Source organism: Streptomyces sp. NPDC048172 (assembly GCF_043202595.1).
GTDB lineage: Bacteria > Actinomycetota > Actinomycetes > Streptomycetales > Streptomycetaceae > Streptomyces.
The window spans coordinates 166,866-179,661 of record NZ_JBIDAT010000003.1; the positions used below are offsets into that span (position 1 = coordinate 166,866).

A 12,796-nucleotide genomic window follows, 5' to 3' on the forward strand; every position below is an offset into this window, starting at 1 on the left:
CCCCGCCACGGGCCCTCCCGATCTTGCGGGGTAGTGTCCCCCGCATGCCAGCCCCCGTGATCCTCCAAGACGTCTTCCATGCCCTGCGCGGCGAACTGGGCGAGGAGGACACCGGCGTCACCTTCGACAACGGCCCCGCACCGCTCGACCGGATCGACGTCATGATCCACCGCGCCGCCGAACCCGCGGGGGTCACCGTCTTCACGACGATCGGCATGTCGGCCCACGCCATGCCCCCGGCCGACGGCCCGGACGGCCCCGTCGGCCCCGTCGGCCCGGACGGCCGCTCCGACGGTCGCCCCGGCGGGCGCGCCGAACTCCGCCTCCACCGGCGCGGCGTCCTCGACCAGGCCTCCGAGGGCGGCATCGCGATGCGGCTCGCCAACCTCGCGACGTACCCCTGGGCGAACGGCCGCCCGCTCGGCTGGGGCGAGGTGCTCTCCTTCCAGGACGACACGCCGACGTTCCCCGCCTGTGCCCGCGCGTTCCTCGCCGGGCCCTGGCTCCAGGGCCAGCCCTCGTTCCTGGAGACCCGGGAGGGTCCGGTCCGCGTGCTCCACGTCGTCCCGATCACCGAACAGGAACGCGCCGCGGCCCTCGCCACCACCCCCGAATCCTTCTTCGGCGACCTCCTCGAACGGCGGGACGTCCTGCTCCATCCCTCACAGCATCCCTAACAGCAACAAAAAAGTGACAGCTGCGAAACCCTAACCGTTAGTGCTATGTTCCCTTCCAGGGGAACGGGACGGGCGGAGGGGTGGACGATGCGCACGGTGATTGTGGGAGCGGGTCTGGTGGGGCTCACCGCCGCGGCCTCGCTGCGGCTGATCGGGCACGAGGTCACCGTGCTCGAACACGCCCCGCGGGTGCGGGCCGCCGGGGCCGGGATCGGCCTGTGGCCCAACGCGCTGCGGGAGTTCGACACGCTCGGCGTCGGAGACGACGTCCGCCGCATGGGCCGGCCCGTCGACGCCTGGTACCACGACCCCACCGGGCGCCCGGTGCGGGCGGCCGGATACGACCCGGCCGTGTACCAGTTCCTGATGGTGCCGCGGCCGGACCTGAACAACCTCCTCGCCGACACCGTCGGCAGGGACCGTATCCGCCTCGGAGTCCACGTCACCGGCTTCACCGAGCACGACACGCACGTGGAGGTCCACCTCGCCGACGGCGCGCCGCCGCTGCGGGCGGATCTGCTGATCGGCGCGGACGGGGTGTACTCCGACGTGCGCGCCTCCCTGGTGCCCGGCAGCGCGGCGGTCGAACACGCGGGCCACTACGCCTGGCGGGCCGTGCTGCCCTCCGGGGAATCCGCGGACGAGCGGCCGGAGGGCACGATGGTCACGGTCGGTCCCGCGCGGACCCGGGGCGGCTACACGCGGGTGGCGGAGGGGCGGACCATGTGGTGGGTCGGCCAGTTCGACGCCGGTGAACTGGCCGGGAGCAAGCGGGACCGGGCGCTGACGCGCGCCCGTCACGTGGCCGGGCCCGGCTGGCACGGCGAGCTGCTGGAGATGATCGCCGCGACCCCGGAGGAGGCCGTCCTGGAGAACCAGATCATGCGCGTCCCCGAACTGCCGCGCTGGGCCACCGCCCGGGTCGCGCTGATCGGGGACGCCGCGCACGGCCTGTCCCCGCACATCGCGGCGGGCGGCACCCTCGGCATCGAGGACGCGGGAGTGCTGCGCGCCGAACTGGCCGAACTGGCCGGACAGGCGGCCGGATCCGGCACCGGCACCGGCACTGCCACGGCCCTCGCCCGCTACGAGAGGGCCCGTACGGCCCGGTTCGCGACGGTCCGCCAGCACGCCGCCGCGGTCGAACACGCCGACGGGGCCACCGAGAGCGCCGAACGCTACGCCGCCTTCAGCCACTGGATGCTCACCACCGCACCCACGACCTGAGCCGATACCGGCCGGAGCTCCGATCGGCTTCGGCTCTCACCCTCGGATGCGGACTCGTCCGCCGGCGATGCCTCAAGTCATCGGCGCATGGCACCGCGCATCAGTTCTTCGAGGTCGCGTTCACCCCGGGGTGTCTGCGCCCCGTCGCGCAGCCCTCGGGAAATCAATTGCTGAACGGCGGGCAAGGCGATCTGAGTTGCCCACGCCTCGTTCTCACGGCGGAGTCCGTCCGTGAATTGTTCGGCGGGCAATGCGCGCTTGGCCGCTTCGATGACACCATCGGGCAGGGCGGCGATATTGCGGGCGATACGGTCGACATACTCATCGAGTTGACCGGCTGGGAGGGCCCGGTTGATCCAGCCGTAGGACGCCGCGGTCTCGGCGTCGAACAGGTCTGCGGTGAGCACCGCCTCCAGCGCACGGTTGCGGCCCACGCGGTCACGCAGGTACTGCGTTCCGCCTCCGCCCGGGACGATGCCCATGAGCGCTTCGATCTGGCCGATTCCGGCGGTCTCGGCGGCGGCGAATGCCATGTCCGCTGCGGCGATGAATTCCGCCCCGCCTCCGCGGGCCTTACCGGCGACCTTCACGATGGTCACCTGGGGCTGATGGCGGAGGAGCTCGCCCACGGCCTGGAACACATTGACGTCCGTCGGCGTCGGCGCCGACGCGGTGAGCTGCTCCAGAGCGTCCATGCTCTCCCCGATCCGCATGTCCACATGAGCGAGGAAGAACTCCGGGTCGGCGCTGGAGAAGACGATCACCCGGACCGACGCATCGCCCCTCAGGGCGTCCAGCGCCGTGTGGAGCTCGCGCATCATCGTCGCGTCGAGCACGTTCACCGGCGGGTTGTCGAGGACGATCCGGGCGACGCCGTCTTCGACGCTCACGTGCAGCGTCGAATGGACATTGGTGGTCAAGAGACTCTCCATCAGTTACCGGCAGATGTGTAGGTTTGCACTGCATACCTACCGTCGGCGACGCCTTTGGGGCCGTCAAGAACGCACTTTGGGAGAACCTAGGATCATGAGGGATACCGGCCCGCACAGCGTTGACGCGGAAACACCTGTCGTTTTCCGAGCGAACTGCCCCAGTCGGCCGATCCTCGATCAGATAGCGGACAAGTGGTCGATGATGGTCATGGCACTTCTGGAACGGCCCATGCGCTTCAATGAATTGAAGCGCCGCCTGGAAGGCGTGACGCAACGCGTCCTCACTCAGACACTGCGCCGCCTTGAGCGGAACGGAATGATCCAGCGGAAAGTGCTGCCGACCTCACCGGTCGGCGTCGAGTACTCGCTCACGGCACTGGGCGAGTCCCTGCGCGAGCCTTTCGGGCATCTGTACAGCTGGACTGTCGAGCACAGCGAGGAAATCCAGAACTCCCAGCGGGCGTACGACAGCAGGACCGACCGGCCTTAGGGGTGGGCGGCCTCCCAGGCCGCCTCGATCATCGGGAAGATCTCGTCCAGCGCGGCCTCGGGGTCGTCCGCCTCGCGGGCCAGCGAATAGGCGTCGATCACGAACCTCGCGAGCGTCCGGCTGACCGTGGTGCTCAGCGCCAGGCCGGGGTCGTCGGCGATGGCGGCGCCCAGGGAGTCCGCGTGGCGCAGCCGCATCGACTCCTCGTACTCCCGCAGGGCGGGCGACGCGCTGATCATCTTCCAGACCGGGGCCGCGCCCTCCGCCGTGCAGTGCCGCACGAGGACCTCGACCTCGCGGCGCAGCGCGGGGACGAGCGGCTCGTCCGCCGTCCGGCCGGTGACCGCCCCCGTGAGGCGCCGCTCGAAGTCCTGGTCCTGCTCGAAGACCAGGGCCTCTTTTGAGGCGAAGTGGGAGAAGAGCGTGGTGACGGCGACGTCGGCCTCGGCGGCCACGTCGCGGATGCCCACCTCGTCGTACCCGCGCTCCAGGAAGAGCCGCATGGCGGTCTCGGCGATGTTCTGCCGGGTCGCGGCCTTCTTGCGCTCACGGCGTCCGAGCGGTTCGGTCATGCGGTGATGCTAGCAGCCACAAAAACGAAGCTGTTGGAAATTGCTAACGGTTAGTGCTAACTCCGTCACCTGGAGGCACATGGAAGTAACCACGCACTATTTTGTGCGTAGTTGTGGGAGTCCGGGATCGGCACCGAAGGTGAAGAGGCCGTATCCGGTCACACACGTACAGGAACAGGGGCATCCGTGGGCAACGCCGCCGCAGTCACAGTCATCGGTCTCGGCGAGATGGGAAGAGCGCTGGCCGACGCGCTGATCACCGCCGGTCACCCCACGACCGTATGGAACCGCACCGCCGCCAAGGCCGACGATCTGGTGGTCCGTGGCGCCCGGCGGGCCGCGACGGTCGAGGAAGCGGTCCTGGCCAGCCCGTTGACGCTCGTCTGCCTGCTGGACCACGACGTCTCCGACGCGACGCTCCGGCCCGCCGCGGGCGCCCTGCGCGGCCGGACCCTGATCAACCTGACCAATGGCACACCGGCCCAGGCCCGGGAGGCGGAGCGCTGGGCGACGGACCAGGGCGCGGCGTACCTGGACGGCGGGATCATGGCGATCCCCGCGACGGTCGCGACCCCGCAGTCATTTGTGCTCTACAGCGGTCAGAAGCAGCACTTCGACGCGCACAGGGAGACCCTGGAGGCGCTGGGTACGGCCAAGTACCTCGGCACCGACGCGGGCATCGCCGCGCTCTACGACCTCGCCCTGCTGAGCGCGATGAGCGTGATGTTCGACGGCTTCTTCCACGCGGTCGCCATGGCCACCTCGCACAAGGAGGGCAGCGCGGCCGGATTCACCGAACTCCTGGTGCCCTGGCTGACGAACACGGCCCAGGTGATGCCCGCCTTCGCCGCCGACGTGGACGCGGATACGGACGCGGACGCGGAACCGGCGCTCACCCAGGGCCTGGACGTGGTCCTGGCCAGCGCGCGCAACATGGCTCAGGCGTCCCGGGACGCAGGGGTGCGCGCCGACTACTTCGACCACTCCGTGGCGGCCCTGGAGAAGCAGCTCGCCGAAGGGGAGAGCGTCTACAGCGGACCAGGAGTGGTGCGGCGTCTTCGGGTGTCCGGCGTCAGGTGAGGCGGGCGTCGAACTCGGCCTGGGTGGGGCGTTCGTGGCCGGTCATGAGGAGCAGGAGGGGCCAGGTGTCGTTCTCGGGGCCCTTCCCCAGGCGGTTGGCCATCTTCTCGTAGTCGAAGCCCAGGGCCGCGCCGCAGGAGAGGCCGTGGGCGGTGGCGGTGAGGTAGACGGACTGGGCGAGGGCGCCGATCTCGGCGTTGAGGAGGCGGTAGCCGCGCGGGCCCGTCGCGTCGAGGACGGCGTGGGGGCGGGCGCGGGCCACGAGGACGGTGGCGGCCTGTTCGAGGTTGTAGTTGTTGAGCGTGTAGACGTCCTGGAGGAAGGGGTGCGGTCCGGGGCCCGGGATCGGGGTCAGGGCGTGCGCCTCGGGCTCGTACGCGTAGACGCCGGGCGGGACGTCCGTGACGTGGTTGACGAAGACCGCGACGCCGGTCAGCGGTGGCGTGCCGGAGGCCTTGCCGGTGCCGGGGCGTACGTCCGTGCGCAGGTGCGGGGTCTCCGTCGCCGCCCGCAGCAGCGCCGCCAACTCCTCGGCTGCCAGCGGCGTTTCGGCCGAGAGGAGCCCGAAGCTGCTGCGGCGTGTCGCGAGGGAGGCGGAGAGGTCCCGGCGGGGCGGTGCGGGCGGGGGGAGCGGGAGCGGGGCGGTGTCGGTCGGGGAGGTGGGGGAGAGGCGCGGTGATGGTGCGGGTGGGAGGTGTGGCGGGGCCTCCACCGCCGCGAGGTGCGCGCTCTGTGCCTGGGGGAAGTGCCGGACGGCGCGCGAGCGTTCGGCCACCGGCGTGTCGGCCTGCAGTCCTGGATCCGGACCCGGGCTCGTCGGCGCGACACGCCGTCGGGTGTCCGGCTCGGACCAGGGGAGGGGTACGACCGCGAGCACGCTCTCGTCCGCCGGGTCGAGGCCCAGGAGCCGGTTCAGGTCAAGCTCGTCGAACCAGAGGGCCGCGGGGGAGAGGGGCACGTCGTGCGCCGCCGCCCATGTCTGCCAGGTGCCGAGCAGACAGCCGAGGTCCATCGTCACGCAGTGGTAGCTGAACTCCGCGTACTTGAAGGCGTTCTGCCAGAAACGGACCGTGACGAGAAGGAATTGGTCGGGCCCGGTCTGCGTGTCGAAGCCGAGCGCACGCGACACGCGCGCCGATACATCACCGGTGATCAATCGCCGTACCGCGTGGCCGGGCTGGTCGTAGTGGTAGACGCCCGGGAGCACGCCGCCGCCGTCCGCGTGCCCCGCGCCCGTCACGCCCGTCACCCAGTAGATCTCGCACGGGTACAGGCCGCCGCCCGCCGCGCTGCCCCGCCCCCAGGCCGCGCCCCCGTACCGCTCACGCCCGCCCTGGCCGGGGTCGGCGGTGATCCGGAGGCGCCGCGACCGCCAGGCGTACGAGTCGTGGAGCATCCCGGAGAGCGCGGTGAGAGGGGAGGCCGGAGAGGCGTCGCCCGGAGGGAGCGGGTACGCCGGAAGTCCCTCGTACACCTTGTGACTTCGCGGCCCGTCGGCCCAGTCGGGGCGGAACACCTCGCCCTCCATCGGCACCGAGGCCCGTCGCAGCACGGCGTCCAGGTAGGCGTGGACGTGTCCGGTCATCGGCGCGTCGGTCTCCTTCGGGGTCACATGAACGGGTGCGGGGCGGGGTGGAGCGCGGAGGGGGCGAGGTCGGTGTCGCGCAGCCCGGCGCGCCGGAGCGCCGTGCGGGCCCTCGGCATGAGGTGGGCGCGCTGCCGCGCCGCGCCGAAGTCGATCGGGAGGAGGCCCGGCACCAGCACCCGGACCGTGCGCAGGCCGAGGGCCGCCTGCTCGGGCCCTGTCTGGTCGACCACCACCGTGTCGAAGCCGCGCGCCGTCAGCAGGTCGCGGCAGTGGCGCAGGTCGTCGGTGAGGTCGGCGTTGCGGGGGCGGCGCGCGGACCAGTCGCTGTAGACCTCGTCGAGCGGGCGGGCGCGGTCGGGGCCGAGGAGGAAGTCGGCGTGTCGCGCCATCTCGGGGAGCCCGTAGAGCGCGGCGTGGTCGGCGAGTTCGGCGACACGCCCGAAGTCGGCGGCCAGCAGCCGCAGCCGGTCCAGTGAGCGTTCGGTGCGCTCGGGGAAGTCCGACAGCGCGCTGGCGACCTCCCGTGCGGCCGACTCCGCGGCGCGCTCCGGGTCGAGGTGCGCGGCGGAGGAGAGGCAGAGCGCGCCCAGACCGTCGGCATCGCGGCGTGTCGCGACGGCGGTGACGACGGGGATCGGCAGGTCGATCCGGTTGTCGAAGAGCCGCAGCCGGTGGCCGCCCCGTGCGATCCGTGCGGCGAGCCGGTGCAGCGCGGGGGCGCGGCAGCTCGCCACGGCGATCTCGGGCAGCGCGGCCCTGCCGAGCCAGGCGACGAGGAACGCGTCCCGCTCCACGACCTCCAGCAGCCCGTGCAACGCCGCCTCCTCCGCGTTGGAACCGCTGGCGCAGCCGTTGGAGGTGCCCGCGACGAAGACGGGGCCGCCGGGCGCCGGGCCGTACTGGACCAGCTGCTCGGGCACCAGCACCGGCAGCTCGTCCCGGAGCGAGTGGCCCCGCACCCAGGGCAGCACGAGGTCGTCGTCGTACGGGACGACCCGCGGCCCGGCGTCGCGGTGGAACGCCGCGCCGGGCAGCCCGCACACCCGGGGGTCCACCGACCGGTACGGGAGGTCACGCCGGGCCGCGACGACACGCCCGGCGAGTCCGCCGCGCCGCATCCCCGCCTGCCGCTCCAGCCCTTCGGCGAGGGCGAGCGGGGCGCTGTCCGCGTACGTGTCGGCGTGGCCGCTCCAGTGCACGTCGAAGAGGGCAGGCGTGCCGCGTACCGCCGACCTCCCGGTGACCGGCGCCGTCGTCGCCGCCTCGCGGTCCGCGCGGGTCCCGCTGCCGAGCGCGCCGCACACGGGGTTCGCGAGCGCGGCGCGTGCGCGGGGCGGCAGTGCCGTACGGGCGGGGGCCAGCCGCAAGGCGTCGGGGTCCCCGGCGGGCTTGGGGCGGGACCGGAGCGGCAGGATCCCGCCTTCCGGCGTGTCGTACCCGCCTCCGGCGCAGACGGGACACGCCGAGTCGGCGAGCAGCGGGACGGTCTCGACGCGCAGGGTGTCGAGGCGCAGCCGGTACACGTCCGCGAGCGGCTCCGAGGCCCCGGTCCCGGCCCCGGCCCCGGTCCCGGCCCCGGCCCCGGTCCCGGCCCCGGCCCCGGGGCCGGGGCCGGCCCCGGCCCCGGGGCCGGTCCCGGCCCCGGTCCCGGTCCCGTTCCCGGTCTCGCCCTCGGCTCTCTCCCTCTCCCCGTCGAGCGCCAGGCCCACCAGCTCCGTCAGCGTGTCGAGCGCGAAGCCGGTCAGATACGGGCTGGCACCCGTCGCATGCGTACGGCCGGGAGGGCCCAGCTCCAGCCCGTCCCGCTCGATCGCGGGACGCAGCGCCTGCCAGCGGGTCGCCACACAGTTCCAGCACGGCCGGGCGGGGGCTCGCCCGGGGCCGGTCCCTCCGAGGGGCGTCGGCACCACGGGCCCGACCAGCGCGTGCGCGCCGTGCAGATGGACGGGGACGACGCGGGCGGCGCCCTCGTCCGTGCCGGGCGGCCGGGGCGCGGGGCGTTCCGCGTACGCGTCGTCGAAGCCGAGCCGCCGGACGTACGCCCGTGCCGTCGGGTCCCGCGTGTCGAGGACCTCGCGCAGATGGAGCGCGACACGCTCGACGTCCTCGGCCTTCACCGCCCGTCGTCCTCCGGACGGCGGCGCAGCAGGACGCGTACGGTCGCCACACCGCAGGCACGCAGGTCGGGCGTCGCGGTCGGTACGACCAGCGCCTCCCACCCGGAGGAGGCGAGCCGCTCTGTCAACTCCCGTACGGAACGGGCCCCTTGGCGTTCGGACGAAGGAGTCGCCGTGGAGGAGTCGACTGTGGCCCGCAGCGCTTCGGGGCCCGGGCCGTGGAGCAGCGGGTCTCCCATGTCGGGCGTGTCGTCCCCGAGCTGCAGGGTGCCGACCAGGTCGCGCAACGCGTGTTCGGTGGCGGCGGCGCGGTCCCGCCCGTAGCCGAGCGCCCAGGCCGCCCCCGCCCTCGCCGCCCCCGCTGCCCCGGCCGTCAAGGCCGCCACGGCGTGTCCCGGCGCGGCCCCCGGCAGATCGAGCAGCGTCACCTCGTGACCGAGCCCGTCGGCGGCGCGCATCAGGAACGGCAGAGGCCCGTCCCCCGCGCGCGACGGAGAGGGGAGAGACTCCGCCGGGGACAGCCCGCGCAGCGCCGCGACCAGCCCCCGGTGGGCGAGCGCGGACAACAGCCCCGCCTCGACCGCCCCGTCCTCCGCCGCGCCTTCCGTATCCGCGCCGTGGCGCGGGGACGGCGGCTCCGTGGCGGCCTCGGCCACCGACATGCTCGCCCCGGCCCCCGCGCTGCCCGGCTCGAACTGGCGTGCCCGGTTCAGCGCGCCGTCCGGGTGCACGGCGGCGGCCGGGACCGTGCGGGCGATGCCCGAGCCCAGCACCGTCGCCTCAAGCACTGGCTCCGTGGCGGTGGGGGCGGGGAATCCGCTCCAGGTCGACAGCTCCTCGGGGCGGACGTCCGCCGGGCCCACGAGGGCCGGTACGGAGGGCGGGAGGCCGTCCTCGTGCACGCGGGCGAGGTAGACGAGGGCGGCCGTGGCGCGGGCGCGGGCGCGTGCGGTCTCCGTCGTGTCGAGGGCGAAGGCGGTAAGGGCGCGGCGGGCCGGGGAACGGCCGCCCGGCGGGCCCGTCTCCACCCGGCCGACGCGCAGCGGGGTCTGGGCGAGCGTGTCGTCGGCGTACCCCACGAACACACCGACACGCCGTCCGAACAGGGCTTCCGTGGATGCGCCTGGGCCGCTCTCCGGCCCGCCCGGCAAGGACGCGCAGGCGCCGCACGACGGGTGGGGCAGCAGAGGTTCGTGGGAGGTGTCCAGCGTCCCGGCGTCCTGGACCAGCACCGCGTCCTCGCTCTCGGCGGCGAGCGCGCCCGTACGCCAGCGGAACACGTCGAACGCGAGCGCCGTGCCCAGCATCCGTTCCAGGCCGGAGGGAATCGGGCTCCCGGCACCGGCACCGGCACCGGCACCGGCACCGGCACCAGCCCCCGCCCCCGCCCCCGGCGTGCCGAGCGTGCTCCGGAAGAGTGCCGCGGCGGCGTCCCCGTCCAGGTTCGCGGCGAGTCGCAGCAGCGCGCACCGCCGGCAGCCGCGCCGCCCGGGGCGCACCAGCGGCCCGAGCACCGCCGCGCCGTGCACCGGCGTCAGCGGGAGCAGCGCCGGACCGCCGTGCAGGGCGGCCGAGTTGATTCGGTCCAGCGTGTCGCCGTCGACGCCGCACGCGAGCACGAGGTCGTACGCCGCCGCGCCGTCGGAGGCCCACGAGGACGACACGTCGGCCCCGGCATCGGCCCGGGCATCGGCCTCGGCGGCCTCCGCCGCGAGCTCCGGCGGGACTTCCGTCCACCACGGCGCCGCGAGCGTCACCGCGCGCGAACCGTTGCGCAGCAGCCCCAGCGCGGCGGTGAGCGCGGCCTCACCACCACCGGCGATCAGTACGCGCGTGTCCCGGAACCGCTGGAACCGACGGACCGCGTCGGCCTTCGCCGCGCCGCCCGCGAAGTGCTCCACGTACGCGAGTTGGCGCGCGAACCGGTCCCGCACCCCCTCTTCCGGAACGGACGCCTCCGGCACGGGCGGTGGTCCCCCGTCGTGGACCACCCCCCGTTCCAGCAGCGTCCCCAGCATCGTGGTGAGGGTCGCCCGGCGTGGTTCCGGGAGTCCCTCGCACAGCTCGCGGACGGTGTGGGCGCCGGTGAGGTGCGGTGCGAGGCGGCACATCCACTGATATGCCGTGCGTCCCCTGAGCACGAACTGTCCGTCCGGGTGCTGGAGGAGCACCCCCTCCTCGGTCGCGGCGAAGAGCGCGTCGGCTCTCAGCCGTGGTCGTACGTCGAGCAGTCCGAGAAGGGGGTCGGGCTCCCGTTCCACGCGTGCGTCAGCCTCCTTGGCCTCAGAGAACTCAGAGAACTCAGAGGCCTCAGACCTCCGGGTACACGTTGTAGAGCAGCGCGGCCAGGATGCCGCCGAGGATCGGGCCGACGACCGGCACCCACGCGTAGCCCCACTGCGGGGAACCCTTGCCCCGGATCGGGAGGATGAACGCGTAGGCGATACGGGGACCGAGGTCGCGGACCGGGTTGATCGCATAGCCCGTGGGCCCGCCGAGCGAGGTGCCGATCACGAGGACGACGAAGGCCACGCCCGCGTAGCCCAGCGCGGCGTTGCCGAGGTCGAGTACGGCGCCGTCCTTGCCGGTCTTGAGGACGGGTGAGAAGAGCACCCAGGCGACGAGGACGAAGGTCGCGAGGGTCTCGGTGACGACGTTCCAGACCTTGTTCTCGATCTGCGGGATCGTCGCGAAGACGCCGAGCGTGCCGCCCGGGTCGTCATGGTCGTCGAACTGGAGCTTGTAGACCGCCCAGCAGAGCACCGCGCCGATGATGCCGCCCAGCAGCTGGGCGAGCAGGTACATCGGGACGTCCGACCACTCGGTCTTGTCCGCGATGGCCGCGGCGATGGTGATGGCCGGGTTGAGATGCGCGCCCGTCGGGGCGGCGAGACTGGCTCCGGTGAAGACCGCGAACGCCCAGCCGATATTGACGAACAGCACCCCTCCGCCGTTGCCGTTCGTCTTGCGCAGGACGTTGTTGGCGACGACGCCGGTGCCCAGCATGACCAGGACGGCCGTGCCGAGCAACTCCCACAGGAAGATGTCTCCCTGACTCAGATTCATCGGTTACCTCTGCCTCCACAGCGTTGCGGCCCCGCGCGCCCCTGGCATGCGCCAGCGGCATGGCGGCGGCGAATGACCGCGCACCTTACTTCGTGCGGACACCGCCGGGAAGCGTTCGGCGCGTTCGCGCGCGCTTCGTCAGCGCATCGTGATCCGCGCTCCGTCGTCCTGGCTCCGCCCCGTCGTTCCTGGCTCCGCCCCGTCGTTCCTGGCTCCGCCGCGTCGTCCTGGCTCCGCCGCCCGGGCCCCGGCCGCCCGGTTCAGGGGCCGGACGGGACTTCGAGCACCGCGAACGTCGCCCCCCAGGGGTCGGCGAGCACCGCCACGCCGCGCCCCTCCGCGTTGGCGCCGGACCAGATCACCGAGGCGCCCCCGTCCGTCGCCGTCTCCTCCGTCCACCGCGCGTCGGTCACGCCGAAGTACGGCATCCAGAAGGGCTCGACGTCCCGCTGCTCCGGGCCCAGCACCGTACGCCCGGCCACGGGGCCCTCGCGACCCTCCAGGTGGTACGCCGCGTAGCCGGCGTCTCCCGCGGCGGCGAGGGCACCGGAGCTGAGGCCGAGGACCTCGGCGTAGAACCGGTCGGCGGCCGGTGTGTCGCGCACCGCCAGCTCGGCCCAGCACAGCGAGGAGGGCTCGCCGACGAGGCCCGCGCCCATGTGCGCGCGGGGCTGCCAGAAGCCGACGTGGGCGCCCGCGGAGTCGACCGCGAACAGGCTGCGGCCCTGGATGCCGAAGTCGCGCGGACCGTCCTCCAGCTCGCCCCCCGCTGTCGACACCTGTTCGGCAGTGTCGTCCGCACTGGTGGTCGAGAAGGCGACGATCCAGCTGGCCTCGGCATCCTCTGAGGGCGTGATTCCCGCGACCATGTGGCCTTTCGCCGCCGCGTACGTGTAGTGGTCGAACGCGGCGCCCGCGTGCACGTACTCCCAGTCGAAGAGGGTGGCGTAAAACCGCTCCGAAGCGGCGGGTTCCGGGGTGAAAAGGTCCGCCCAGCACAGCTCTCCGGGGCGGTACGACAGCAGCTCAGGCACCGGAACTCTCCTC

At 73.2% G+C, this 12,796-nt stretch carries 11 protein-coding genes; 4 read left to right on the plus strand and 7 right to left on the minus strand.

Features of this window, described 5'->3' with window-relative positions; genetic code table 11:
* Positions 1-44: 44 nt before the first annotated feature.
* Both ACGF3A_RS14265 and ACGF3A_RS14270 read left to right on the plus strand, forming a co-directional pair.
* Entirely contained in the window at positions 45-677 is a 633-nt protein-coding gene (locus ACGF3A_RS14265) for a suppressor of fused domain protein (RefSeq protein ID WP_393729402.1), read from the plus strand.
* An 87-nt stretch (positions 678-764) separates the two neighbouring features.
* On the plus strand, positions 765-1,904 hold the full coding sequence (locus ACGF3A_RS14270; protein ID WP_393729404.1) for an FAD-dependent monooxygenase: 1,140 nt from the start codon (positions 765-767) through the stop codon (positions 1,902-1,904).
* A gap of 77 nt (positions 1,905-1,981) precedes the next feature.
* Here the strand turns inward: ACGF3A_RS14270 and ACGF3A_RS14275 are convergent, their stop codons facing one another.
* Positions 1,982-2,824: an enoyl-CoA hydratase/isomerase family protein gene (locus ACGF3A_RS14275; RefSeq protein WP_393729406.1), complete on the minus strand. Its 843-nt coding sequence runs from the start codon at positions 2,822-2,824 to the stop codon at positions 1,982-1,984.
* A 106-nt stretch (positions 2,825-2,930) separates the two neighbouring features.
* Between ACGF3A_RS14275 and ACGF3A_RS14280 the strand changes: the two genes are divergently transcribed.
* Positions 2,931-3,326, plus strand: coding sequence for a winged helix-turn-helix transcriptional regulator (locus ACGF3A_RS14280; protein WP_393729407.1), 396 nt, complete (start codon positions 2,931-2,933; stop codon positions 3,324-3,326).
* On the opposite strand, the gene ACGF3A_RS14285 is transcribed toward ACGF3A_RS14280, so the two are convergent.
* Entirely contained in the window at positions 3,323-3,898 is a 576-nt protein-coding gene (locus tag ACGF3A_RS14285; protein ID WP_393729409.1) for a TetR/AcrR family transcriptional regulator, read from the minus strand. The two genes, ACGF3A_RS14280 and ACGF3A_RS14285, sit on opposite strands and share 4 nt — an antisense overlap.
* 186 nt (positions 3,899-4,084) lie before the next feature.
* Between ACGF3A_RS14285 and ACGF3A_RS14290 the strand changes: the two genes are divergently transcribed.
* Positions 4,085-4,978, plus strand: coding sequence for an NAD(P)-dependent oxidoreductase (locus ACGF3A_RS14290; protein ID WP_393729411.1), 894 nt, complete (start codon positions 4,085-4,087; stop codon positions 4,976-4,978).
* On the opposite strand, the gene ACGF3A_RS14295 is transcribed toward ACGF3A_RS14290, so the two are convergent.
* The 5 genes from ACGF3A_RS14295 to ACGF3A_RS14315 all read right to left on the minus strand — a co-directional run bounded on the left by ACGF3A_RS14295 (position 4,971) and on the right by ACGF3A_RS14315 (position 12,783).
* Entirely contained in the window at positions 4,971-6,563 is a 1,593-nt protein-coding gene (locus ACGF3A_RS14295) for a nitroreductase family protein (protein WP_393729413.1), read from the minus strand. The two genes, ACGF3A_RS14290 and ACGF3A_RS14295, sit on opposite strands and share 8 nt — an antisense overlap.
* A gap of 23 nt (positions 6,564-6,586) precedes the next feature.
* Positions 6,587-8,683: a YcaO-like family protein gene (locus ACGF3A_RS14300; RefSeq protein ID WP_393729415.1), complete on the minus strand. Its 2,097-nt coding sequence runs from the start codon at positions 8,681-8,683 to the stop codon at positions 6,587-6,589.
* Positions 8,680-10,944, minus strand: coding sequence for a TOMM precursor leader peptide-binding protein (locus tag ACGF3A_RS14305; RefSeq protein ID WP_393729416.1), 2,265 nt, complete (start codon positions 10,942-10,944; stop codon positions 8,680-8,682). Before ACGF3A_RS14305 ends, ACGF3A_RS14300 begins: the two co-directional genes overlap by 4 nt.
* Positions 10,945-10,993: 49 nt before the next feature.
* The gene (locus tag ACGF3A_RS14310) at positions 10,994-11,743 is read right to left on the minus strand and encodes an MIP/aquaporin family protein (RefSeq protein ID WP_393730670.1); all 750 of its coding nucleotides are present in this window, start codon (positions 11,741-11,743) and stop codon (positions 10,994-10,996) included.
* A 266-nt stretch (positions 11,744-12,009) separates the two neighbouring features.
* Positions 12,010-12,783, minus strand: coding sequence for a VOC family protein (locus ACGF3A_RS14315; RefSeq protein WP_393729418.1), 774 nt, complete (start codon positions 12,781-12,783; stop codon positions 12,010-12,012).
* Positions 12,784-12,796 lie beyond the last annotated feature (13 nt).

Bases quoted from the DNA above. Each gene is read 5' to 3' on its own strand.
- ACGF3A_RS14295 (WP_393729413.1), bottom strand. From the start codon at position 6,563: ATGACCGGACACGTCCACGCCTACCTGGACGCCGTGCTGCGACGGGCC.
- ACGF3A_RS14285 (WP_393729409.1), bottom strand. From the start codon at position 3,898: ATGACCGAACCGCTCGGACGCCGTGAGCGCAAGAAGGCCGCGACCCGG.
- ACGF3A_RS14280 (WP_393729407.1), top strand. From the start codon at position 2,931: ATGAGGGATACCGGCCCGCACAGCGTTGACGCGGAAACACCTGTCGTT.
- ACGF3A_RS14265 (WP_393729402.1), top strand. From the start codon at position 45: ATGCCAGCCCCCGTGATCCTCCAAGACGTCTTCCATGCCCTGCGCGGC.
- ACGF3A_RS14270 (WP_393729404.1), top strand. From the start codon at position 765: ATGCGCACGGTGATTGTGGGAGCGGGTCTGGTGGGGCTCACCGCCGCG.